Source organism: uncultured Gelidibacter sp. (genome assembly GCF_947500795.1).
Classification (GTDB): domain Bacteria; phylum Bacteroidota; class Bacteroidia; order Flavobacteriales; family Flavobacteriaceae; genus Gelidibacter.
The window spans coordinates 434,506-458,467 of record NZ_CANMTE010000003.1 but is presented as its reverse complement, the minus strand read 5'-3'; the positions used below and the strand labels follow the sequence as shown (position 1 = coordinate 458,467).

The following is a 23,962-nucleotide window of genomic DNA, read 5'->3' as shown; positions in this document are numbered from 1 at the left end:
TCGATGGGATAGTTACACCATTTTAAATTGTTCAGAATAGGCCCTTAAAATCTCCATTTCAAAGGTTTTATAGAATTCAGGTTCAAAGTTGGCTTCTTTTAAATGTTTTATGACATAATCAGTTGTTCGCTTTTCCGTAAGCCACCTATCAAAAACCTCGTGTCGCATCCGAATCCCGAAGATGTTTATTCCTAAAAACAGATTTGATTCGAGATAATATTCAATAGTAATACATTTTAAATCATCATCATGTTTCCAATGAAAATGGGCATGACCTTCTTTTGGTGTAGGGAAAACCCATCCATAGGTTTGGTATTCAATATCAAAAAACTTGGCGGAATTAAACCAATGTCCAGGATTATAGGGCATCCGATTTCCGCAAATGGTTTGCGCCACAGTTTCGCCCATCATTCTGCCCGTATACCAAACGGCCTCAATGGGTTTACGATTTCCAATTGGTTCGCGCTGTTGTGCACAATCGCCAATAGCATAAACATCTTCAATATTGGTTTCTAAATATCTATTGACCAAAATACCTCTGTCTGTTTCAACAGCTGATCTTTTAATCATGTCAATATTTGGAGATACACCTGCGGTCAATCCGACCAAATTACAGGAGATTTTTTCGCCTGTTTCCTCAATGACTATACCATCTGCATGTCCATTTTCATCAGCAGTAATTTCTTTTAAATTTGATTTTAAGCGTAAATCAATGCCATGGCTTATAATATGCCGATTGATCATTTGTGCTTCCCCAATAGGCAAGATGCCATCCCAAAAATTATCCTCCCGGACCAAAAATGTCACAGGAATATGTCGCGTATGTAACATTTCAGCTAATTCAATGCCTATCAATCCGCCGCCAACTACAACAGCACGTTTACAAACTTCTTTGTTGGGAGCTATAGCCTCTAATTGGTCCAAATCCTGCTTGCTATACAATCCGATTACGCCTTTTAAATCTTGACCTTTCCAACCAAATTTATTGGATTTACTCCCGGTGGAAATAATCAATTTGTCGTAGTTTAAGGCTTCGTTGTTGTCTAATTGTAGGGTCTTCGTAGTCGTATCTATTGCAGTAACATATGCAAATTTAAGTTCAATCCGATTTTTTTTCCAAAACGAGTCTTCATAAGGTTTTGTGTGCTCATATTTCATGTGCCCCATATAAATGTACATCAGTGCCGTGCGCGAAAAAAAATGTTCGGTTTCTGCAGAAATAATGCTGATTTTTTTATCGGATAGTTTTCGGATGTGTCGGGCTGCCGTTACACCTGAAATACCATTACCAATAATGACGATATGTTCCATTTTAAAGGTTTAGAAATGTTTTGTCGTAGGTTTTTATGGAAACTTAAATTTTTAATTTCAGTTTGTTTAAATTTAAGGATAAATAAAAAGAATGAAAGCGATTGTAGGTTTTTTATGTTTTATGATGGGATGGCTCATTTGTTCATGCAGCGCTACGGTAGAAAAACCTCAAAAAATCAACGGGGTGAGTTTTGTAGCGGCACGAGAAGCAGTTGATGATAAACATGTTGTGCCCTTAGTGAAGCTTAACGCTAATTACGCAGCCGTGATGCCATTTGGGTTTATCCGCGAGTTGTCACATCCTGAAATTAACTTTAATAACGAGCGGCAATGGTTCGGGGAAACTGAAAAAGGCGTCAAGCAGTACATACAAACCTTACAAAGTAAGCATATAAAGATCATGATGAAACCTCAAATTTGGGTTCACAGAGGAGAGTTTACTGGATTTATAAAAATGGAGCATGAGGACGATTGGAAGACTTTAGAAACTTCTTATTCTGATTTTATTTTGACATATGCGAAAGTAGCGGAAGAAACTAAGGTCGACATTTTTTGTATTGGGACAGAATTGGAAAGTTTTATTGATGAAAGGCCTGATTATTGGAGGCAATTGATTGTGGATATTAAGAAGGTATATAAAGGGAAATTGACTTACGCAGCTAATTGGAATGAATATGATCGAACCCCATTTTGGGCAGATTTAGATTATATAGGTGTCGATGCCTATTTTCCATTGAGCGATAAGCAAACGCCCACACTTGAAGAGTGTCGCGCAGGTTGGGCGCCTCATAAAAAACAATTAAAAGCTTTTTATAAACGGTATCAAAAGCCAATTTTGTTTACGGAATATGGTTATAGAAGTGTTGACTATGCTGCGAAAGCCCCGTGGAAAGCTGATAGAGATATGACGTCAGTTAACATGGAAGCACAAGCAAATGCCATGCAAGCTTTATTTGATGAAAATTGGGGTGAAGAGTGGTTTGCAGGCGGTTTTATTTGGAAATGGTTCCATGATTATGAAAATGTAGGTGGCGAAAAAGACACGCAATTTACGCCTCAAAATAAACCTGTGGAAGCGATAATTAGTGCGACATATAAAAATTATGAACAATGAGAACTTTGGCGATAGGCGATATTCACGGCGGACTCAAAGGCTTAGAAGAACTTTTGGAAAGCGCTAAGATTACAGATGGAGATCGATTGATTTTTATGGGCGATTATGTGGATGGTTGGAGCGAATCAGCACAAACAATCCAATATTTGATTGAATTGTCAAATACCAACGATTGTATTTTTATAAAAGGCAATCACGATGCTTGGTGTGAAACATGGCTTCGGAATAAAAAGGCACAAAAAGTATGGTTGGAACATGGGGGCGAAGGGACTATTGAAAGTTATTCCGGATTTTCAAGTGAAGAAAAACGAATTCATCTCGAATTTTTTGAGGATATGAAACACTATCATTTGGATGAAAAGAACCGTTTATTCGTTCACGCAGGATTTACATCTTTACACGGCGTCACCCAAGAAAACTCTAAAAGCACATTTTATTATGATAGAACGCTTTGGGAAATGGCTATAACTGTTGATGAACGGATAGAGGAAGACTCGGCGTTTTATCCAAAGCGACTTAAACATTACCACGAAATTTACATAGGCCATACCCCAACCTTAAATTTTAATTCGCACGAACCGATGAACGCGATTAATGTCTGGAATGTGGATACTGGCGCCGCATTTTATGGTAAGTTATCGGCATTGGATATTCATTCGAAAGAAATATTTCAGAGTACGGCGCTTATGGAATTGTACCCTCATGAAGCTGGGAGAAATCCGCAATCTTTAAATGACATCTTAGGGAAATAGTCTAAATTAACAGATGTTTTTTTTATAATACGCCAACAATTCATCCGCATCAGCTCCAAACCATTTTTTTATATAAATAATCCAGAAATGATACTGTAATTTCCAAATGCCATGTTTACGATAGCGTCTCGCGGAAGTTTTAAGCTTTTTATTGATGACTACAAATTGGTTTCTTGCAAACAATTCATTGATCAGCATATTGTCTTCGTAAATGATATAACGCTCATCATAACCGCCAATCTCATCAAATAAGTGCCGTGTAATAAATTGACTCTGGTCACCACCTCTACAGGCACGCCAAGAGAATTGCGTTAACCAACTCGCCAATCGTAACCACCAATGATCACTGTCAAACTGCATTCTGAAACAGCCTGCTTGATGTCCATTTTTCACTTCCTCCACGATGTAGTGGTCAAAATGTTTTGGAGGAAAAGAATCGGCGTGTAAAAAGTAAAGGATATTTCCGGTGGCAAGTTTCGCACCTGTGTTCATTTGTTTGGCACGGCCTTTTTCTGAAGTAACTAAACGACAATGGATTATTGATGAAGCATCGTTATTTAGATCTTGATCTGAAAGGAACTGTTGGATAATATCTTGAGACCCATCCGTGCTTCCCCCATCAACAATAATAATTTCAGAAACATGGTTGACGGAGGTATGATGTACCAAGTGCTGAAGCAGTTCTGAGATGGTTTCTGCTTCATTTAGAATGGGGATAATGACGGAAATCTTGTAGTCCATAAGTAGAAAACCATCAATTTTTTGTCTCTATTTTAGCTTCTATGAAGGTTTAATGGTATATCAGCTTCAGAATAATTGTCATGAATTAATGTTGCTCATTCAAGTCCCAATCATATTCTTTAAAGCTGTATGTCGCCTTCGGATTGATCTTAACCGTGCTGTATCTATTGATATACCCAATTAGATCAGTTTTGCCATTGACCTTAAAATCGGAGGTGTAAAAATCAAATATCTTCGACAATTTAGGATTATTTTCTGAGATATCATTTTGATTTCCATTGATAAATTCACGTGTTGCCTTATCCAACTGCGCATTTATTTTATCAGCTGTAAACGCTTCACGCATGAGTTTAGGGCACGAATAAGACGCACAATTAATTGCAAAATGAATTCTCGGTTCGTTCATTTTTCGCAAAATTCCATGTTCAATGGTGTTTAGTGAAACGACTTTAGTACCAATTTTCACAATTCCTTTTGCCCATGGACGACTGATATCTTTGATGCTTTTTGTTGGGTAATTATCCAGAATTAAATCAACCGTCGCTGCGTTGTATAAATTAATATAGTACGCCAATAGTTCTTGATTGCTCCAGTCGGTATTAGGCACCGCTTTTGAAAGCTTTATTAGATACGCCTTAAGTTTAGCTTGCTCTTTTTTAAAACCTTTATAATTAACACAGCCTTCATTATTCACATACTTTTTTAGCAAAACATCCCAATCACTATGGTCTACCTTTTCTTGTGAAATTGGTGTCGAGATTAATGTACTTTCAACATTCGCTGCAGCGCATAAATTACCGCTAATAGTAGCGAAAACCAGTAGTGCCAGAATGTTGAATTTGATTAATAATCTCATGTTATGGTTTTATGATGTGATAGTAATTATGAACAAATCACTTTTCGGTTTTAATTGGATAAATGGTTTGTTTCAGAAAGGTTTTTGGGAATTTTTCATCATCTTCAAACCCAAGTTCGATATCCCGTCCATCATGCGGTATGTAATCTGTTTTAAAGATATAATCCCAAATACTTAATGTCAATCCGTAGTTCATGCCATATTTTAGATGGCTTGGCAATTCTTTAGCATGGTGCCAAATATGCATCTTCGGATTGTTCAAAATGTATTTTAACGGGCCATAGTTCCATCCCACATTGGCATGGTTTAAATGGCCGATGGTAATGGCAAAAAAGTACACGATTGCAACGTCCTGCGCATCAAACCCACCAATAATCGCAATGGGGATGTATTGTATGGACTTGTAAACTATCGGTTCCATCCAATGGTAACGCAAATGACCAGCAAATCCCATTTCTTTTATGGAATGGTGGACCTTATGGAAATTCCATAAAAATGGTACACGGTGTAAAAGGCGATGGGTGTTCCATTGAACAAAATCGGTAATTAAGAAAAATAATAATAATCCTAACCAACGTGGTAACTCATCCACATCAAAAATTTGTAAACTATCTACATGCCACCCAAAAAACCCAAGAATATCATTGAAAAACTCGGCGGTGGTATTTGAAAGGGCAATTAATACAATCAAATTAAGCAGAAAGAAATTGAAGAACATATAAAACGTATCCAACCAGAAATCTTTTCTGAATATTGACTGCTCTTTCCGCCATGGGAAAACAATCTCTAGGCCCCAAACCACCAATGAAATGACAATTAATCCGTAGAAATAATTATCCCAATGGTTGATGTTTATTAACTCGTATTTAAGGTAATTCCAATATCCGGTGTAGGATCTGGTAATAATGTCGATGTATTTTTCCATAGCAACAAAAACCTCATTGACTACTTCAATTAGTGAGGTTTCAAAAAATTATAAGCTTTTAATCAATTCTTTAAACAGAATAATCATATTTGGTTCTGCCTTTTCCGCCATAGCAATAATCTCAGAGATGTCTACAGGCTTCAGGTTACTTGGGTCGCATTCATCTGTCAAAACTGACACTGCTGCGGCTTTTAATTTTAAATGATTGGCTACAATAATTTCCGGAACAGTACTCATGCCCACTGCATCAGCACCTAAAATCTTAAGCATGCGGTATTCTGCTCGTGTTTCCAATTGCGGCCCCACCACTGATGCATACACACCTTTATGAAGCGTCATGTTATGCGCTGCGGCAATGGCTTCAAATTTAGCATTGATTTCTGGATCGTATGGAGCGCTCATATCTGCAAAACGCTCACCTAAAAGTTCAACACCTTTAAAAGCTAGCGGAGAACTGCCTTGAAGATTGATATGGTCCTCAATTAACATCAATTCGCCTTTTTTATAATCGAGATTGATGGCGCCTGACGCATTAGAAACCAATAAGGTATGGATGCCTAATTTTTCCATAATCCGAACCGGATAGGTCACATCTTGCAGCGAATAGCCTTCATAAATATGAAAACGGCCTTGCATAACAATCACTTTTTTGCCTTCTAAAATTCCGTAAATTAATTTTCCTCTATGGAATTCTACAGTGGCAGTTGGGAAATTAGGAATGTGGTTATAGCTAACTTCATGGAGTATTTCTACTTCATTGATTAATTGTCCCAATCCAGTGCCGAGAATGATGCCTATTTCTGGGCTGTCAAAGCCTTTATTTTTTAGATAGTCGGTGGTTTCTGTTATAAATTTGATCATGATATGTTGTGATATTTTTTGAGTTGTTCATAATGCTGCATGTCTTCAAAGGTATCAATATCATTCAACTCTTTCAATAAATGAATTTTGTGATTTTGAAGATCGTGTAGCGTATTGTTGAGAACGGTATCTGTTCCCCAAACTTTATTTTTAAAGACGTCAGAAATCAGCGTTTTCATACCCAATAGGTAATAGCCGCCGTCTAGTGCGGGACCGATCACCGCATCATTGGAGTCCAATTGCGTGTAGGCTTCATTAATAAGATCAGCGTTTAAATCTAAAAGATCGCTGCCGATAATGACCACTTTTTCGTAGCCCATTGCTAATAGTTCTGAAAAGGCGTTATGCATGCGCGCACCTAAATCAGTGCCGTATTGTAGTTTTTTTCTGAAGACTGAGGCGTTCCACAGATCGTCCTGTTGTATGTTTTCAGAATAGAAGACATAGCGATCAGCTTTGACGTTTCCTGCAACGGTTGCCGTATGATTTAAAAGAAATTTATAGACTTGCAATGCATTTTCGTCACCAATAGTGGCAGCCAAACGGGTTTTGCATTTCCCCAACTCAGGATTCCGAGTAAAAATGATAAGCGCCTTTTTTGAGGATGGAAAATGAAAATCGGACGCCATTTCATTAGCGTTAGCAGTGTCCTTTTTGGAAAGTATGCCCATACATAATGTTTAAAATCAACTATAAAATGTAAAAACCAAAGTTAGGCTTTAGGGCAGATTTTTGCGGCTTTGTCAAGGTTAAATTTTATTTAAAACTGACAGTGTATTGTGGTGTTTTATAAAGTTATTCACTTTAAATAATTGAATAGGTATGTACACGTTTCAGATTAAAAAAAACTTCTAAGTTACACTGCCTTGACAGCTGCTTCCTGCGCCTGCGGTACATCCGTAACAATGTTGTGAAATCATGATGGTTCTGCCGTCCAAAAGTTCTTCATTGTAGTCAGAAATATGTTTCACTTTGCTGTTTACGGGAAGATTTAGCATCTGGTTAAAATCGCAATCATATAAATAGCCATCCCAAGAAATGGAAAGGGTATTGGTGCACATCACATTTTTAACAGCATTCGGATTATAAGCTTCAACCAAAGCATACATGTAATCTTCATAGTTTTCAGAAGCAATCAAATAATCTAAAAAGCGTGCAATTGGCAAATTGGTAATCGCAAAAAGATTATGGAAATGAATGTCGAAATCTTGTTTTAGCGCTTTTTTGAAATCTTTCTCCATACTGGCTTGATCTCCGGGTAAAAAAGCGCCTGACGGATTGTAAACTAAATCCAATCTCAAGTCGCTATCTGGCATGCCGTAACCAATCGCATTCAAATCTTGTAAAGCACGAATCGATTTATCAAAAACACCATCGCCGCGTTGTTTATCGGTTTTGCCTTTGGTCCAATGTGGCATTGACGAAATCACATGAACGTTATGTGCTTTGAAAAAATCAGGTAAATCGTAATATTTTTTATTGGCTCTGATGATGGTCAGGTTAGAACGCACAATAAAATCTTTTATCCCTGCTTTTGAGGCTTCATCCACAAACCATCTAAAATCAGGATTCATTTCGGGCGCGCCTCCTGTCAAATCGAGCGTGTGGGCTCCCGTGTTTTTGATGATTTCCAAACATTGTAACATCGTGTCTCTGGTCATAATTTCCTTACGATCGGGACCAGCATCTACATGACAATGTTCGCAAACTTGATTACACATATAACCAAGGTTGATTTGTAGAATTTCGAGTTTTTTAGCTTTTAAAGGGAATTGCCCAGTTTCAGCGATCTTGTTTTTAAATGTTGGCAATGCACCGTTTTGGAAAATACCATTTGATAAAATTTCGAGTTGTCTGTTGCTATCTGCTAATTCGCTTTCGCGCTTATGTAAGGATTTGATCATCTATGGGTTTAAAATTTAAAGTCTAATGCGTGTTTGGCTTTGAACTTTATTTTGATGCTGCCAACGTTATGTTGGTTGCTCTTTTGTTTGACTTAGAATGGGTCCCGATTTGCATCGGGGGGCGATTCACAACTTTAAAAAGTTATGTACCGCCTAAATCTTTTGATTCTAATTTATTATAACAGATTCCGATATTCATTGGTATGAGCGATTCACACAACGTTCAAAATTGGTGAACCTTCTAAATTCTTTTGGTTCTATTATATTAAATGGATCCCGATATGCATCGGGATGAGCGATTCACACACTCCCGATGAAAAATCGGGAGTGGTTCTCTGCTCACATTTCTAATTTATTCACTTTATTCATCATCTGGACACCGTGTACCAAAGTTGCACCACCTTTTATGGCAGCACCAACATGTAACGCCTCCATCATTTCCTCTTTGGTAATCCCACGTTGCAAACCGTCTTGCGTGTAGGCATCAATACAATAAGGACATTGCTCAGTATGCGCCACAGCTAAAGCAATTAGAGATTTTTCACGAGCGGAAAGTTTACCTTCCTCAAACACCTTAGCATAGTAATCGAAGAATTTGTTGCCAAGTTCTTCGTTCCATTCTGTTATTTTTCCAAATTTCTTTAAATCTGCTGGGTCATAATAGGTTTTTTGCATCGATTTTAGTGTTGAGGGTTGTTAGTATTTTAAAAATAAGTTTCAATTTTAAGTCGAGAATCTGTTGTAAACATAACAGAAATCTTAAGATAAATAAAATGGTGAGTGAGCATCAACGGTTAACTAATTGAGAGTCTTACTAGGCTTGAAATTACTTGCGTTTAAATATCAGTTCTTTCAAATGTAATTAGCCTGTCAGTTCGAGTGATTCCGATTTTTTTATTGGAATAGTATCGAGAACCGGGTGATTAATACACCGTTTTATCGTCTTTTTCTCTCCATTTCTGAAAAGGTTCCAAGGCAATATCACGTGCAAATTGTTCAAAAGGAATACTTCGGTTTGCGTATGGCAATTCAATCTCCTTGTAAATAAATTCGTCATCAAAATCGATATCTGCTGCATCTTTTTGGCTACAGCCATAATATACCTTGTCTGGTCTTGCCCAATAAATGGCGCCAAAACACATCGGACACGGTTCGCAAGAGGTGTAAATTTCACAACCATCCAATTGAAAAGTGTTGAGGTTGTTACAAGCGTCTCTAATGGCCATGACTTCAGCGTGCGCTGTTGGATCGTTATTCGAAGTTACTTTATTATTCCCGCGACCTACAATTTTGCCATCTTTTACAACAACGCAACCAAATGGACCGCCTTCATTATTATCCATGCCTTTTAATGCTGCATTAACAGCTTCCAACATGAATTTATTTTTATTATCTGTGCTCATTTTATCGATTTTAGGTTAAACAATATGCTCGAAACATATCAAATTTTTCAAAGGATAGCAAGCTCGCTACTTCTAAATCTGTCAGGTATTAAAACGGATACCCAATTGCAAAGTTTAAAATAGGATTGCTCACATCAAAATTAAAACGCTTTCCTTTTTGTAGTGACGGATCATGAAAAGGTGCCGCTAAATCAAATCGGATAACAAAACTTTGGATATCCACACGCAATCCGACACCAGCACCCATTCCCAATTCGTTAATAAAATTGCTGGTGAATTTATCTTTTCCGTTGAACGCAGGGTTTTCTTTGGAGTTCCAAATATTTCCTGCATCAGCAAAAACGGCGCCTTTAAAAAAGGATACAATTGGAAATCGATATTCTAAGTTGGCTTCCAATCTGATATTTCCTGTTTTATCAAAAAATCCACCAGTAGTATTGGGTTCTAAGTCGGAATTATAAGTTCCAGGGCCTAAAGAACGGATTCTAAAGGATCGAACGCTGTAAGGGCCGCCAGCATAATATTGTTTTACAAAAGGGATTACCTCTGAGTTGCCATACGCCAATCCGTAACCTGCAAACACGCGTGCCGCTATCGTTTGTTCTTTCCCGAAATTAAAATGATAATGGAAATCGAGATCTGCTTTTGCATATTGCGCATATTCTAAACCAAAGATTGTTTTAGGAGAATCAGGGTTTTCCTCTTTACCGAATAGGCTAATCGAATTTCCTGCAACATCAAGTTTGAAATTGAGATACTTTTGATGAGCACGTTGGGTGTTGACCATTTCATTATAGGTGAATGAATAGGTAAGGCCTGAAATAAACTGTTGCTCAAAACTGCGTCGTAAAAATGGGTTGTCAGTTAGAATTTGCTCAAACTCGGCCGTCGTATTGCTAAGGTCAGTATAGCTAATGGAAATTGGATTGATTTGATGGGTCACATATTTATTGGCATCCCAAGCATAGCCAAAAAGTGCCGTGCCAGAAAGCAAGGTGTATAGTTGGGTTCTCTTTAGATAATCGAGACTAATTGACGTTTTAGTCTTAGGAATCGAATATTCGAAGAAATCATCATTGATTTTAATAGGGAAAAGTACACGTGGGAAAATCAATTCATTCTTTAAGCCTAATTCTAAACTGCTTTTTCCGGAGCTTTTGCCGCCACCTAATTGCGCTTCATAACCGAATTTCAGTGTGGTGTTATAAATCTCTCCACCGCCAAATAGGTTACGGTTGCTATAGGTTAACGCCAATGCGGGACCTGTAAAATTGTTGGATTTCGTGACCACTTGTAATTCTGCCCTGAAGGCTCTCTTGTTCAACGGCGACAAATAAATGTTGGCTTCCAATAAACCTAAACTGTCTGTCGCTAAGGTGTCGAGTTCCTTGTATTGAATGTTGACATATTTATAGGCGCCAATGGTCGATAAACGTCGCGCGGTATTTCTCGAGGTTTCCGGATTATAGAATTCGCCTTCTTCTAATTTGATAAAAGGATCCAAATATTTCGGTTTGAAAAAGACTTCTTTTTGAATGAAGTTTTTCTCGTTATAACGGATGTTTGAGGTTTGAATGGAATCTGAAGTCTCGTAATTAGGATAAATATTAACCTTAGAAATTCTATAAGGAACGATTGCTTTTCTTGGAACCGCCTTTTTTAATTTAAGGAATAAATCGAAGCTTTTATTATCGTATCTGTTGGTGTCCGCTTCAAAGATTAAAAAACTATCATCAAAATTATAATAGCCTTTGCTCTTAAGATTAGCATCGATGCGCAAGCGTTCAAGTTTCATGCTGCTCAAGTCAAAGCGCATTCCTTTTTTAAATGGCGTGGTTGCCATAAGAGATTCAATTTCGCCATAGATTGGACGCGGTAATGAATCCAATTGATACGTTGCCATTCGGTAAGGAGTGGGTACATTTACCGTATACGCAACAGATGCTTTTTGTTCCGTCTCTTCAAATTTTGATGAGGCTTTGCTGTAGAAAAAACCTCTGTTTTCTAATCGGTTCAGTAAAAGATCTTCAACTTCAAAGGCTTTCACATCCGATTGATACACCGGTTTCTCACCAAACTTTTTATATAACCAACGATTGATGAATCCGGGGTTTTCCTTCTGATTTTTATAGTAATAATTCAGTCCAGGATACATGCCCAGGAATTTTGAATTAGGCTCAGGACGAATAACCGTTTCAAGTTCTGCTTTCAAACCAGATTCATTTTTTATGATGGAATCAGAAAGAATGGTCAATTTTGCTCCAGTATACAGACGTTCATCTTCAGGGATGTATTTGGCGATACTGCAGGAGTAGAAACTCCCAAAAATGAAAGCTGTAAAAAGGATGTATTTGAGATGTAATTTCAAGGGTTATTTTGTTTTTGATTGCTGATGAAATTCATTAATTACTGCTTTTTCTCTTCGATACTTTCGTCAACTTTTTCTTCTTCTGCTTTTAGTGCTTCTTCAGCGGCTTTCTTTTCTTCCGCGGCTGCTTTTTCCTGTTTGGTTTTAGATTTCACCAAAGCATCCCAAAGTTCGTTAAACTTATTAAATTCCTGTGTAAAAATCAGTGCAATACCACTAACAATAGTTTGACCATCAATGACGTTCTCAAATTCATTCCTGCGGAATCCTTTCAATCTATAGCGTCCATTTTCGGTTAGAATATATTCAATACTGACATTGCCAATAATAGGTGTTGCCTCGCCAGTAGAACTGCTGCCCTGAACATCAACTTCGCTACCTACACTTACAATCAATCGGTCATTAAATAGTTTCTTCTGTGCTGCAATATCCAATTGTGTGCGCTCTTGTGGAGAACTGCCTTGGTAATCCGTATAACTGTCCAAGCCAAAATTAAGATCGAAGCCAGAGTTGCCCAATAATTTATCAGAAAACAAATTAAGTTGGTCAGATACGGCATCATTTAAGTTGTCTCTTGCGATACTTGCTACACCACCCGCACTTCCATCGCTGCCAGGATCAGGGTAAAATCTGTTCAAGACCAATAAAGAGAACACCTGTCTGTTCAATTCGTCTTCCTGTTGATTTAATTGCTGGACGCGGCCATAAACTTGTCCGCTAATAGCGCCTTGTTCATCTTTAGGCATGTCCAAATTGAAATTGATTTTAGGTTGCATCAACTGTCCGTCAATATTAAGGTAGACATAAAAAGGAAGCACTTGGCGGTACTTACCCTTAGCTGATTCATCTAAGTTGGAACTTGTTGGCGCCATCAAGGACGATGCTGAGGTTTTGACCTCATAAAGTGCTTTTATATCTAATTTAGCATCAAAAGGATCGCCCGACCATGTTACTCGGCTACCGGAAACAATATCAAATTTTCGATTTACAAGACTGTAAAGATTTAACTCATAATGTCCGCTTTGTACTTCATAAACCCCAGCAAGGGTCATGTTTCCATTGGGTATCATATTGAAATTTAAATCGCCTTCGCCTGAGACCTTAAAATTATCACCAGTTTCTTGGTCAATTATTATGGTCACTGCGGCCTCTTTCCCGATTTTAAGCAACGCTGCAATGTCGAACCCTGTAATAGTTGCTGTGGTTTCTTCAGTTCTTGTGAGGATAGCATCAGGATTTTCGCGATTTACAAAAATAACCACGCCATCACGTTCTTCGATATTTACCGTTGCTGATGGCATCACATAGGTCACATCTGTATTAGAGCCCACAGTTGCATTCATGGTGATTTTAGGAATTTGTAAATCGCCAGTAATTTTAGCGTCAGCATCAAAAACAACTGTTCCATAAAGGAAATCATTATCTTCTTTAGTGGCGTTCAGCACTTGGAAATTATCAGCAGTTATTTGTAAATCAAAAGTAGGATTGAGGAATGATTCTGTACCAACTTTGCCTGAAATAACCATAGAGTTTTGATGCTCATCACGAATTGTAAAATTGTCCATAGACAATCCTTCATTCGAAACATTGAGGGTCTCATTAACAAGAGTGAAAGCTGAATTGAACATTTTTATCTTAAAATCGGCGTTATCAAAATTTAAATGGCCTTCATATTTAGGAGCGCTTAAAGTCCCATTTAATTTAAAATTGCCAGAGAAGCTGCCATCCGTTTCAGTAATCGTTCCTTGAGTGAATCCGGTTAATGCAGTCATGTTAAATCTGGTAATATCCAAAGCCATATCAAGTTTGGCATCGCCAGGAATAGCTACATAATCGCCTTTTAAATCCAGGTCAATCTCACCACCAGCTATATCCACATTAAAATCATAGCTATTAAACCCTAATGATGTTCCATCAAGACTTAATGTTCCCATATCCACTTGCATAAAACTCAATTGGTCAATGTTCAGGTCAGCAATAATTCCTGTCTTTCCAAAAGGTTCTTCCAAAACAAATGAACCGTTGAGGTTGCCCGTCGCCAATTCCTCATCTGGGTTGAGGTAGTTTAAGAATTCACTTAATTTGAAATTCTTAAAATCTGCAGCAATATGTTCCTTGGCGATGGATGAGAGTTTATCGGTAATTTCAAAAGATTGATTTTCGCGACTGAAAATAAAGTCGTTAAATTCTAATTTCTGATCTCTAATTAAAATCTCGTTGTTTTCTGGAGTGGTCCACGCCGTTTTGTTTAAAATCAAATCTTCAGGCGTCACATGAAAACGTAATTGTTCTCTATCGCCCGTAATTTTACTGGTAATCCGTGTTAGGATTTCATCTTTGTGGTTTGCTGTAAAGGACAAAGACAGTTCATTATTGGACTGGTTGCCTTCAAGTTTAGTTTTGTGAATATGGAATGGTCCTGCTTTAATTTCAGTGAATCCAAGATCAAAAATAAATTTGTCCTTATCGGTATCCATTGAAAATGCTAAACTATCCAATTCATAACCACTATAATTAATATGTGGCGCAGTAATGTTTGCTTTTAGTTGCCGTTCTTTTTCATGGAAATCGACCGCCATTTTAATAGTGTCGAGATCTCTCACATTCACCAAGAAAACATCATTTAAAATTGGTGCTTGAATGATTTTGCCTCGCAATTTTAAGTTGACCGGATTGGTAATGCTGTCAGGAAGTTTTTCATCGCTATAAAAATAACTAAACACATGGCGCTTTAAGGATTTGCTAAACGTTTGCGGATCAGTATTGGATTGTAACAGCACATCTACCAGTTTGTTCTTTATGGAAACCGAGGTGGTGTCTTTCCTTACATGTGCGAGAGCATTCAAATCTCCAATCAAATAGGTTTTGTTGTCATAAACTACGACGCCTTCATCTACAATTGCCGCAATATCATAGTTGGTGGCATCACCTTTAAAGTCGGCATAAATTTTCATGCCCGTTTTGACTTCGCGATTCATGAGTCCGAGCGCTTGTAGATCGGCACCAATAATATTTAGCTCCACATTGGCTTCAGGAGAAACAGAATCTAATACCACTGTGGCGTAGAGATCCATGTCGAGGTTGTAGTCTTTATATTTAGAAGTTACTTTTCCGCGACCATTTTTAATGTCGCCGACTATTTTTAAATCTTTAATGTCGTAAGAATTGTATTTAAAACTTGAGATTGTGGCATCAATATCAGCATCCAAATCATTGATGGTTTTGCCCTTTCCGTTGGTTTTTAGGGTCAGACTTAAAGTTCCTAATTGCTCGTTTTGAAGTAATTCATTCAGTTTGTAATTTTCTACAGAAAGATCAGCATCAAATTCGATAGTTTTACCATTTTTAAAATGACCGTCAACAGATGCGACTCCTTGAGAGGTGGTTAATATGGCCTTTGTGTAAATATCATTGAGATTTCCCTTCAAATTTCCCGCTAACTTGACGTCGTTAGGAAGCGTAACACCCAACTCTTTTTCGTCCACGAATTGAATGATGTCAGAACGTTTCGATACGGCTGAAAAATTAGGAATGTTGAATTGAATGGTATTAGGATCGGTTGCATTTTGAATTCTGCCGTTGGCCGAAATATGCGTGTTAGCCCAATGGGCATTCATATTGGCTACGTTAATATCAGATAAGTAGCCGTTTGCATTAACATTTCCGGAGAGTAGATGTTTACTCAGGGTGTTGAGATATTGATTTTTCTTTAATTCTGGCTGAATCAAGAACACATCATTTAAGGACACTTGATACGCAGGAATACGTACGTCAATTTTAGATTTTTCTGGAGTTTCAATAAGCGCCGAAAGTTTAGGATAATCCAAACGTAAATCAGCCCGTAACGTGTTATTATTTAAAGCAGTTTTTAAATTGGAAACTTTTAATGTGGTGTCATCAGCATCAAATTGAAGTTGCAATTCTTTCAAGTCAAAGCCTGAAATCTCTTTGAATGTTGAATTTTCAATGTGCAGGGTGGCTTTTTTATCCTTAAGATGAATGTTGTCCGCTTGTAAATTAAGATCGTTCAGTACAATAGCATTCGGATTGAAAGTACCTTTTTTAGCTTCTGCGGCGGCGACAAAATAACTGAAATTATTATTTTCAAAATCGATAGAGCCTATGGCTAATCGTAGTTCTGGCCATTCAAAGGCTTGAATGTCTTGTTTGATATCTTGAGTAACTTCCACCACTTTTTGAGTAACCACATTGGTTTCGGTTTGGGTCCGCAATACTATGGACGAATTTTTAAGGTTAAAAGTGCGTACTTCAAACCTATTATTGGCCAAATCAGCCTGCTGAATTTCTGCATAAAGATTTTTAATGTCAGCTTCTGCAGCAATACGATCGCCATACGATTGGTAATCGGCGTAAACGTTGGTAAGGGTCAACTTTTCAACCGTTAAGGAGGGAAGTGGTACGTCTTCAGCGTTAGGATCAATCGGTACAGGTTTTTGAATGTATTTAATTCGGGCATCAGTTATCTCCAGAGTTGAAGCTTCAAAAATCATACGCTCCAAGTTGACCGTTTTCATGTTGGCCTGGAGTGTTCCGATATTAAAACGACTGTCAATGCCTACTACGGCATCATCAAAAACAACATCGAAATCCTTAAAATTTAGTTTGTCCAAAACAATATTTAGAGCTGTGGTATCTGCCGTAGCAGTATTTGTATCTGCAGTAGCGAACGCATCAATCAAGAATTGAAAATTATAACCTTCAATAGAATCCGTTCTTCTAATATTTGCGCGGACACCTTCCCAACTCAAAGATTCAACGCCAAAACCTTCGCCTTTAATTATGGCCCACAGCGGCATATTGGCTTCCAATGATTTTGAATATACTAAGGTATCGCCTTTGGTGTCTTCCAAAAACAAACCTTCCACTTGAAGATTGCCCTGAAAGGTTAAAAATAAACGCTCGATTTCAACTTTCGTGTTGGTTTTATTGGAGACGTAAGAAGCGGCTTTGTCAACAATAATGCCTTGTCCCCACGGACTTCTGATGAAAAGAATTAAGAGTAGGAAGAATATGACAAGGCCCAGAATAATCCTGCCGATTATTCTTAAAGCCTTAAATCTTTTAGGTTTAGGCGGATTGATATCTTTTTTCTTCTCTTCCAATCAGTTATTATGAGGATTACAAATTTATAATATTACATCAAGTGTACTGTCTTTAAACAGCTTTATTACTGACTCAAATCTGAAAATTGCAAAATAATTAACAACTTCATAGGATTTTATGGTTTTTATGTTAAAGTTCTGCTAATAATATTCTGATAGCTAGTTTTATACGTATATCTTTACATAAACCACTAAAATATTTAAATTATGAAATTTAAGAACACTAGTATATTATTTGCTGCTGCAATGACAGCATTTGTTTTTGTATCATCTTGTGAAGATGGTAAAAAGAAAGAGGAACAAATGAGAATGGAAACGGAGCGTGTAGAAATGGAAACTGCTGAAAAAGCAAGAGTTGAGAGAGAAGCTGAAGAAGCTAGAATGAAGGAGGAAGCAAGGGCTAACAGTATTGCTGGCCAAGCGATGAAAAATGAAGATTTAACTACTCTGGTTAGCGCGTTACAATCTGCCGATTTAGCGACCATGCTTTCTGAACCAGGAGAATACACGGTTTTTGCGCCTTCTAATCAGGCTTTTGAGAAGTTGACACAGAAACAACGTGACGATTTGATGAAACCTGAGAACAAACAAATGTTAACTGATGTGTTAACGTACCATGTTGTTAAAGGCGCCATTACATCTGATAAATTTGCGGAAGCAATTAAAGGAGCGAAAGGGTCTTATAAATTTAAAACTGTAAAAGGTGATGAATTGACTGCTTCTATGAATGGAGATCAATTTGTGATTAAGGATGCGACAGGTAAAAAAGCACAAGTTATCTTGGGTAATGTAGAAGCATCCAATGGTAGAATTTATATTATCGACACCGTATTGATGTCTAAAAAATAATAAATAGATTACTTTATAGAATGAAAGACCCAACGTGATGTTGGGTCTTTTTTTATGCTTAAGAATGGCTTTGCGGTGTTTTTATTCCTTGACAATGAATATCCTTTGAGTAAAATTTTAATCTGATAAATGTGAGAACATATAGCTTAGTCTCTTAGATCTTTTCACAATTATACTTGTATACTGTCTGCTTCAGTTGCTGCGATTGTCTGTTCACTACCTTTTTTTGTGGCAATCACACTAATAATCAAAATTTGAAGTGCGTGATAAAACATCAGTGGTAATAACATAATGCCCACAATATTGGTCTGTCCAAATAAAGCTTCGGAGAAAACAGTACCATGAACCAACGACTTTTTAGTGCCACAAAATTGATTGGTAATCTGATCGGCATGATTGAACTTTAATACTTTACCAATCCAGCCTGTTAGGAAATACACCAATAAAAATAACCCGATCACTAAAATTACCATACTTAACATTTCCAAATAACTCACACTACTAAAAATCTTGTCCTCAAAAGACTGCACAAAACTCTTGTAGATGATGAGTAGTATGATCGCTTTGTCAAACTTGTTTAATGTGCGTTTGTGTTTCTGGGCCCATACGCCTAAAAATCGTCTTAAGACTAGTCCCAATGCCAACGGGATGACGATCTCGGTAATTAATTGGAAATAAATAGAGGAAAATTCGAAAGGGACTTCAGTCTGTTTTATAAAAGGAAGCATCCATAAAGGGGTTAGAATAATGCCTATAATTCCGGAAATGCTTGCATTAAAAATTGCTGCAGGCAAATTGCCTTTTGCCATAGAAACCATCACTACGGATGATGACACAGTTGAAGGTAGGGCAGCCATAAATAGGAACGCTAACCAGAGTAACTCATGCGATGTGCCTTTTACTAATGGAAAAAAAGGCAATACGAGTAATGGGAATAACACAAATGTAGACCCTTGGACCGAGACGTGCAGTTTCCAATTTTTAAGTCCGTTTTTAATGGCTTCAGTGCTTAAACTCAATCCATAGAAAAAGAAGATAAATGAGATGCCTAAACTGCTGATCAAATTCATAGGCACTGGGCTGTCTGAAGCACCAAGTTGCGGAAAGAAATAAGCAATTAAGATACTTATGATGATAGCGATGACGAAGGTGTCAATTCGTAATTTTTTGAGCATTTTTAAGTCTGTGATTTATTGCAAATATACTGAGTGAGGGCATATAAATAAGGAATTGCTGAGGTTTAAGTGGTTTTTGGAAATGGAGGAAGTCGGTATTTTGATAAAGTTGGATAAAAAATAAGGCTATGCGGTTTTCCGCATAGATTTACTTTTTTATACAGTTAAGTTTGGGGCTTAAACCTTTAAATTTAAAATGATGAAATTATTTACACCAGTACTTTGTTTATTTGTATTTTTAAATTACTCCTGTATGTCTGTAAAGACAATGTCTTATGATGGTGAGCCTTTTACAAAAACAATTGAGTTATCCTCAGATAAGGATTCAAATTACATTAAAGCGAATGAGTGGATGGTAGAGACATTTGGAAACGTGGAAAGCGTAATCCAATTCGTTGATAAAGAAGCTGGTATTATTAAAGGCAAGTATATGATGTACCAAGGACAGCCATCCTCTCAATACGCTTCAGGTACGGCGTCTTATTTTGCTATGATTACTTTAAGGGTAAAAGATAATGCTTCTAAAATCGAAGTAGAACCGACCGGTAAATTTACTGTAGCAAAGAATTTAGGTGCAGATTATGGATTTACTCCAGAAAATTTTAAAACTGAAGCCGAAGTGTTAGTAAAGGATTTTGAAATATACATGAAAAGTATTTCGAAAAATGACGAGTGGTAGTCCGAGATTTATATTGTGGATCAATTAAAAATTGAAGATTTTTAATAATGCTGTTTTGGTCTTAGTAGTGAGTAAAATTAGTACGAAAAGCGTAACAAATAATAAAAAAATAGATGAGAAACTTACTTTGTTGTGCTTTTTTGGCCGTTGGGTTTATTGTGAATGGTCAGACTTTGCACTTGTATGGTGGTAGTGATCAAGATGACTATTTAGGGTGTTTGAATTGTAGCAATTACGATAAGAATTCTATTTGGAATACTTATGGTGCTTATGGAGCAGCTATAATTCAAAATCTATTTGGAATGCTTATGGAACCTATGGAAGTAAATATAATTCCTATTCTCCTTGGAATGCATATAGTAATACGCCTCCCATTGTAGTAGATAAAGAAGGTAACTTTTATGGTTATTTCACTCTCAATAAATACAAGTCTAAACGAGCTGATTTTAAATTGGCAATGACTATTTACGAATATCATTACCTGATTCGGGACGATGTTGGTCGTTGGTATGATAAAATATTTAAATAAGTCGATTTTATAGGCCTTTGAAATCCAAGTCAGCCCATCCCAAATTTAAACTAAAGAAAGCTGATCATTTTATAATGGTCAGCTTTTGTTTTAAGCTCAAGTTAATTTTGTTACAGTTAATAGGGTTGTACGGTTTCGTGTAATTTTAGGGTATAAAATAACTGTATCATGGCATATCACAATTTAGAAAAATCCCGTCCCACTGATAATGGCATCTATATTGTTCAAGTGCTTACCATGCAAGGTTTCATACGTGAAGCTAAAGCAGAATGGGAAGATAAAAAGGGATTTCATGTTATCCAGAAGCCTTTGCAACCTAACGAGTTTATCAAGGCCTGGTGGCAGTATTAAGAACCCAAAGCTTCCATAAATTTAACCACTTCTTTTTCAAAAACCGTCACAGGTATTCGGTGTTCTAAGTCATGCCTTATGCTAATAGTGTAATCTTGTGGCTGTGTTAATGAATTTGCCAAAAAAGCGAGCGTGCCTTTAGGATCCACAACCGTGTCCATTGAGCCCAGTACAATATGCAATAATTGAGTTGTGCTTTCAGGAGTAGATGGTATATTCTGATGGACGCTTCTATTGGCCAATGCAGGGTTAAAAACTAATGCAGGTAGTTGAAGTAACTTAGCGAGATGATAGCTCGCAAATCCGCCCATGCTACTGCCCATAATGATATCAATTTCAGAATGTTTGAATTTCTCATAAAGCCACATAATGCTATCAGGATTATGTTCGTAATCAATACTAGGCGCTTGTACTTTGCCATAACGCTCTAGAATGTCTCGTTTCTCTTGGGTCAGGCTGCCGTTTAAGCCGTGGATGTATAGAATGTTCATGAGATGTGTTTTGATGGTTTTTATAGTGCAGTTAAGTAATAATAATTCTACAAAAAATAAAGATACATAATAGTCTTATGAGATTAAACAATTCATTTTTCGAGATTAGGAAGTGATAAAGATTGTGAAAGAAAAGATAGTTTACGTTCTGATTTTTCAAAGAGTAGGAATCTTGAAAGAATCTACTCCGAAGCGATGAACTTGATGTTGAATTGTAGACAGGCAGTAGAAGAGAAGCTTTCTTTTCTCGAATTAAATACAGTTATAAAACTGCCGAAAACCAAAAAACCCGAACATATGTTCGGGTCTTTGATGGTGGTGCCTCCAGGAATCGAACCAGGGACACAAGGATTTTCAGTCCTTTGCTCTACCAACTGAGCTAAGGCACCAATTGCTTTGTTAAGCGGTTGCAAATATAGTAGCATTTTTATTATTCGCAAAAATAAAAGATATAAAAATTGCTTTTGTAAATTTACAGCTTTAATAATTGATATGAATTTAATCGTAGATGTGGGCAACACGTTTGTCAAAATTGCTGTTTTTCAGGATGATAAACTCTTGGAAAAACAAAGTGTGGCCGTTTCGGAATTTAAAGAAACCCAGAAAATTTTTTTTGACAAATACCCAAAAATTCAAAAATCCATCCTTTCTTCAGTGGGAAATCTTCCAGAAGAGGCGCTCGTCAACCTTAAAAAACGATGCGAAGTGCTCATTTTGGATGCCAGTTTAAAATTTCCGTTCAACAATTGTTATGCTACACCACATACATTAGGTGTAGATCGGATGGCTCTTGTAACGGCATCAATAAAAAACTATCCCAACCAAAATGTTTTAATTATAGATGCAGGGAGTTGCATTACTTATGATTTTGTCACAACCAATAATGATTATTTAGGCGGTGCCATTTCTCCCGGAATACGGTTGCGTTATAAAAGCTTACATCAGTTAACGGCAAATCTTCCGTTATTAGATACAGAGATGCCTAAAACCATCGTGGGAGATACTACTGCAGGCGCAATTCATTCTGGTGTAGTGCTTGGGATTATCAAAGAAATTGACGGAGTCATAGCTGATTATCGCGAAAATTATTCAGATTTAACAGTTATTTTAACAGGAGGAGATGCCATTTTCTTGTCAAAGCAATTAAAAAATAGCATATTTGCCAACTCGAATTTTCTTTTAGAGGGATTGAACTTTATTTTAGAATATAATACACACTAATGATAAAAAAACTTGTAATAGTTTTCATCACCGTTTTTGCCATTCAAGCGCAAGCACAAGACGGTACAGCATCTCCATATTCATTTTACGGCATTGGGACTTTAAAATTTAAAGGAACAGTAGAAAACAGAAGCATGGGTGGCTTAAGTATTTTTACAGACAGCATCCACGTTAACTTGCGTAACCCTGCTGGTTACGCGGGTAACAATCTTAAGGGTTGGAACAATGAAAACAGACCTGTTAAATTTACAGTGGGCGGAAGCTCTAGTAATTTAACTCTTAAATCTGACGGTGGAAGCCAAAAAGGGAATGCTACAACTTTCGATTATTTAGCGCTTGCTGTGCCAATGGGAAAATTCGGATTAGGTTTTGGATTGTTACCTTATAGTTCAGTAGGTTATAAGTTGGAATCTTCTAACGCTGACGGAAATTTAGATAACCGTTATAGAGGTGAAGGTGGACTCAATAAAGCATTTTTAGGTTTGGGCTATCAAATTACACCAAACTTAGGCATAGGTGTGGATGCCAGCTATAACTTTGGAAACATCCAAAATAGCGCCTTACAGTTTGGTTACCAAGATGGAGAACCTTTACAATATCATTCTAAAGAAAGCAATCGCTCTGATTTAAGCGGCGTGAATCTTAACTTTGGATTGAGTTATAAGACCATGGTTTCAGATAAATTGCAATTGACTACAGGGGTAACCTATATGCCAAAAAGCAAGTTGACGTCTGATAATCAACGTGTATTTTCAACAGTTGTTGTGAGTCCTGGTACCGAACAAGAAATTATTGTTAATACGATTGTGGCCGATCTAGAAGGTCAAAATCTTCAAAAAACAGATTTAACCTTACCGTCTAAATTCTCATTTGGAACTGGTATCGGTCAACCTCAAAAATGGTTTGTAGGGGCTGAATATACCTTGCAAAACACTAGTGAATTTGATAATCCAATCTTTGCCATTAATAATGCTAAGTTTGTAAATGCGTCCACAATTGCTCTTGGTGGATTTTATATTCCAAAATACAATTCTTTTTCAAGCTATTGGGACAGAGTTGTTTATAGAGCTGGTGTGCACTATGAGAACACTGGTCTAGAAATAAATAATGAGACTATTAATGAGTTTGGCATATCTTTTGGAGTTGGGTTACCAGTTGGAAACATTTTCTCTAATGCCAATATAGGTTTTGAGATAGGTAACAAGGGGACAACTAAAGCAAATTTAATTCAAGAAAATTTTATGAATTTGCAAATTAGTCTATCTTTAAATGACCAATGGTTCCAAAAACGTAAATACAATTAACCGAA

At 37.0% G+C, this 23,962-nt stretch carries 21 protein-coding genes and 1 tRNA gene; 8 read left to right on the top strand and 14 right to left on the bottom strand.

The window, feature by feature from the left end:
- Positions 1-12 precede the first annotated feature (12 nt).
- Positions 13-1,311, bottom strand: coding sequence for an FAD-dependent oxidoreductase (locus Q0947_RS09880; RefSeq protein ID WP_299396534.1), 1,299 nt, complete (start codon positions 1,309-1,311; stop codon positions 13-15).
- A gap of 91 nt (positions 1,312-1,402) precedes the next feature.
- Between Q0947_RS09880 and Q0947_RS09875 the strand changes: the two genes are divergently transcribed.
- Both Q0947_RS09875 and Q0947_RS09870 read left to right on the top strand, forming a co-directional pair.
- Complete coding sequence (locus Q0947_RS09875) at positions 1,403-2,425, top strand: glycoside hydrolase TIM-barrel-like domain-containing protein (protein WP_299396531.1); 1,023 nt, start codon at positions 1,403-1,405, stop codon at positions 2,423-2,425.
- Positions 2,422-3,177, top strand: a complete 756-nt coding sequence (locus Q0947_RS09870; RefSeq protein ID WP_299396530.1) for a metallophosphoesterase — start codon at positions 2,422-2,424, stop codon at positions 3,175-3,177. The genes Q0947_RS09875 and Q0947_RS09870 overlap by 4 nt, the downstream gene beginning before the upstream one ends.
- Before the next feature lie 6 nt (positions 3,178-3,183).
- Here the strand turns inward: Q0947_RS09870 and Q0947_RS09865 are convergent, their stop codons facing one another.
- From Q0947_RS09865 to Q0947_RS09820, 10 genes are all read right to left on the bottom strand, one after another.
- The gene (locus Q0947_RS09865; RefSeq protein ID WP_299396529.1) at positions 3,184-3,918 is read right to left on the bottom strand and encodes a TIGR04283 family arsenosugar biosynthesis glycosyltransferase; all 735 of its coding nucleotides are present in this window, start codon (positions 3,916-3,918) and stop codon (positions 3,184-3,186) included.
- Between the two features lie 85 nt (positions 3,919-4,003).
- On the bottom strand, positions 4,004-4,774 hold the full coding sequence (locus Q0947_RS09860; RefSeq protein WP_299396526.1) for a DUF547 domain-containing protein: 771 nt from the start codon (positions 4,772-4,774) through the stop codon (positions 4,004-4,006).
- Positions 4,775-4,811: 37 nt separating this feature from the next.
- Positions 4,812-5,699 (bottom strand): sterol desaturase family protein, encoded by an 888-nt coding sequence (locus tag Q0947_RS09855; RefSeq protein WP_299396524.1) that lies wholly within the window; start codon positions 5,697-5,699, stop codon positions 4,812-4,814.
- A 48-nt stretch (positions 5,700-5,747) separates the two neighbouring features.
- Entirely contained in the window at positions 5,748-6,560 is an 813-nt protein-coding gene (locus Q0947_RS09850; protein ID WP_299396521.1) for a purine-nucleoside phosphorylase, read from the bottom strand.
- On the bottom strand, positions 6,557-7,231 hold the full coding sequence (locus tag Q0947_RS09845; protein WP_299396518.1) for a TIGR04282 family arsenosugar biosynthesis glycosyltransferase: 675 nt from the start codon (positions 7,229-7,231) through the stop codon (positions 6,557-6,559). The genes Q0947_RS09850 and Q0947_RS09845 overlap by 4 nt, the downstream gene beginning before the upstream one ends.
- A gap of 180 nt (positions 7,232-7,411) precedes the next feature.
- Positions 7,412-8,464: an arsenosugar biosynthesis radical SAM (seleno)protein ArsS gene (arsS, locus tag Q0947_RS09840; RefSeq protein ID WP_299396515.1), complete on the bottom strand. Its 1,053-nt coding sequence runs from the start codon at positions 8,462-8,464 to the stop codon at positions 7,412-7,414.
- Positions 8,465-8,803: 339 nt separating this feature from the next.
- Positions 8,804-9,139 carry an arsenosugar biosynthesis-associated peroxidase-like protein gene (locus Q0947_RS09835; RefSeq protein WP_199598711.1) on the bottom strand — a complete coding sequence of 112 codons (336 nt, stop codon included), beginning with the start codon at positions 9,137-9,139 and terminating at the stop codon, positions 8,804-8,806.
- Positions 9,140-9,387: 248 nt separating this feature from the next.
- Entirely contained in the window at positions 9,388-9,867 is a 480-nt protein-coding gene (locus tag Q0947_RS09830; RefSeq protein ID WP_299396510.1) for a nucleoside deaminase, read from the bottom strand.
- Positions 9,868-9,955: 88 nt separating this feature from the next.
- On the bottom strand, positions 9,956-12,235 hold the full coding sequence (locus Q0947_RS09825; RefSeq protein WP_299396507.1) for a BamA/TamA family outer membrane protein: 2,280 nt from the start codon (positions 12,233-12,235) through the stop codon (positions 9,956-9,958).
- A 38-nt stretch (positions 12,236-12,273) separates the two neighbouring features.
- Complete coding sequence (locus Q0947_RS09820) at positions 12,274-17,358, bottom strand: translocation/assembly module TamB (protein WP_299396504.1); 5,085 nt, start codon at positions 17,356-17,358, stop codon at positions 12,274-12,276.
- A gap of 207 nt (positions 17,359-17,565) precedes the next feature.
- On the opposite strand from Q0947_RS09820, the gene Q0947_RS09815 reads away from it, so the two are divergent.
- A complete protein-coding gene (locus Q0947_RS09815) occupies positions 17,566-18,207 on the top strand; it encodes a fasciclin domain-containing protein (RefSeq protein ID WP_299396502.1) in 642 nt (213 codons plus the stop codon).
- Positions 18,208-18,377: 170 nt separating this feature from the next.
- On the opposite strand, the gene Q0947_RS09810 is transcribed toward Q0947_RS09815, so the two are convergent.
- Positions 18,378-19,382, bottom strand: coding sequence for a bile acid:sodium symporter family protein (locus Q0947_RS09810; RefSeq protein ID WP_299396499.1), 1,005 nt, complete (start codon positions 19,380-19,382; stop codon positions 18,378-18,380).
- A 253-nt stretch (positions 19,383-19,635) separates the two neighbouring features.
- Here Q0947_RS09810 and Q0947_RS09805 point away from each other — a divergent pair, with 253 nt between their 5' ends.
- The 3 genes from Q0947_RS09805 (at position 19,636) to Q0947_RS09795 (ending at position 20,941) form a co-directional block, all read left to right on the top strand.
- Positions 19,636-20,061: a DUF4468 domain-containing protein gene (locus Q0947_RS09805; RefSeq protein WP_299396496.1), complete on the top strand. Its 426-nt coding sequence runs from the start codon at positions 19,636-19,638 to the stop codon at positions 20,059-20,061.
- Positions 20,062-20,311: 250 nt separating this feature from the next.
- Positions 20,312-20,590, top strand: coding sequence for a hypothetical protein (locus tag Q0947_RS09800; RefSeq protein ID WP_299396493.1), 279 nt, complete (start codon positions 20,312-20,314; stop codon positions 20,588-20,590).
- A 168-nt stretch (positions 20,591-20,758) separates the two neighbouring features.
- Complete coding sequence (locus tag Q0947_RS09795) at positions 20,759-20,941, top strand: hypothetical protein (RefSeq protein ID WP_299396491.1); 183 nt, start codon at positions 20,759-20,761, stop codon at positions 20,939-20,941.
- Here Q0947_RS09795 and Q0947_RS09790 read toward each other — a convergent pair.
- Positions 20,938-21,432, bottom strand: a complete 495-nt coding sequence (locus Q0947_RS09790; RefSeq protein WP_299396488.1) for a YqiA/YcfP family alpha/beta fold hydrolase — start codon at positions 21,430-21,432, stop codon at positions 20,938-20,940. The two genes, Q0947_RS09795 and Q0947_RS09790, sit on opposite strands and share 4 nt — an antisense overlap.
- Before the next feature lie 313 nt (positions 21,433-21,745).
- Positions 21,746-21,821: transfer RNA gene (locus Q0947_RS09785), tRNA-Phe, on the bottom strand.
- A 103-nt stretch (positions 21,822-21,924) separates the two neighbouring features.
- Here Q0947_RS09785 and Q0947_RS09780 point away from each other — a divergent pair.
- Together Q0947_RS09780 and Q0947_RS09775 are read left to right on the top strand one after the other, a co-directional pair.
- Entirely contained in the window at positions 21,925-22,653 is a 729-nt protein-coding gene (locus tag Q0947_RS09780) for a type III pantothenate kinase (RefSeq protein ID WP_299396486.1), read from the top strand.
- Positions 22,653-23,957 (top strand): hypothetical protein, encoded by a 1,305-nt coding sequence (locus Q0947_RS09775; protein ID WP_299396483.1) that lies wholly within the window; start codon positions 22,653-22,655, stop codon positions 23,955-23,957. The genes Q0947_RS09780 and Q0947_RS09775 overlap by 1 nt, the downstream gene beginning before the upstream one ends.
- Positions 23,958-23,962: the final 5 nt, after the last annotated feature.

Coding starts and splice junctions, on each gene's coding strand:
- Q0947_RS09880 (WP_299396534.1), bottom strand. CDS start 1,311: ATGGAACATATCGTCATTATTGGTAATGGTATTTCAGGTGTAACGGCA.
- Q0947_RS09875 (WP_299396531.1), top strand. CDS start 1,403: ATGAAAGCGATTGTAGGTTTTTTATGTTTTATGATGGGATGGCTCATT.
- Q0947_RS09870 (WP_299396530.1), top strand. CDS start 2,422: ATGAGAACTTTGGCGATAGGCGATATTCACGGCGGACTCAAAGGCTTA.
- Q0947_RS09865 (WP_299396529.1), bottom strand. CDS start 3,918: ATGGACTACAAGATTTCCGTCATTATCCCCATTCTAAATGAAGCAGAA.
- Q0947_RS09860 (WP_299396526.1), bottom strand. CDS start 4,774: ATGAGATTATTAATCAAATTCAACATTCTGGCACTACTGGTTTTCGCT.
- Q0947_RS09855 (WP_299396524.1), bottom strand. CDS start 5,699: ATGGAAAAATACATCGACATTATTACCAGATCCTACACCGGATATTGG.
- Q0947_RS09850 (WP_299396521.1), bottom strand. CDS start 6,560: ATGATCAAATTTATAACAGAAACCACCGACTATCTAAAAAATAAAGGC.
- Q0947_RS09845 (WP_299396518.1), bottom strand. CDS start 7,231: ATGGGCATACTTTCCAAAAAGGACACTGCTAACGCTAATGAAATGGCG.
- arsS (WP_299396515.1), bottom strand. CDS start 8,464: ATGATCAAATCCTTACATAAGCGCGAAAGCGAATTAGCAGATAGCAAC.
- Q0947_RS09835 (WP_199598711.1), bottom strand. CDS start 9,139: ATGCAAAAAACCTATTATGACCCAGCAGATTTAAAGAAATTTGGAAAA.
- Q0947_RS09830 (WP_299396510.1), bottom strand. CDS start 9,867: ATGAGCACAGATAATAAAAATAAATTCATGTTGGAAGCTGTTAATGCA.
- Q0947_RS09815 (WP_299396502.1), top strand. CDS start 17,566: ATGAAATTTAAGAACACTAGTATATTATTTGCTGCTGCAATGACAGCA.
- Q0947_RS09810 (WP_299396499.1), bottom strand. CDS start 19,382: ATGCTCAAAAAATTACGAATTGACACCTTCGTCATCGCTATCATCATA.
- Q0947_RS09805 (WP_299396496.1), top strand. CDS start 19,636: ATGTCTGTAAAGACAATGTCTTATGATGGTGAGCCTTTTACAAAAACA.
- Q0947_RS09795 (WP_299396491.1), top strand. CDS start 20,759: ATGGCATATCACAATTTAGAAAAATCCCGTCCCACTGATAATGGCATC.
- Q0947_RS09790 (WP_299396488.1), bottom strand. CDS start 21,432: ATGAACATTCTATACATCCACGGCTTAAACGGCAGCCTGACCCAAGAG.
- Q0947_RS09780 (WP_299396486.1), top strand. CDS start 21,925: ATGAATTTAATCGTAGATGTGGGCAACACGTTTGTCAAAATTGCTGTT.
- Q0947_RS09775 (WP_299396483.1), top strand. CDS start 22,653: ATGATAAAAAAACTTGTAATAGTTTTCATCACCGTTTTTGCCATTCAA.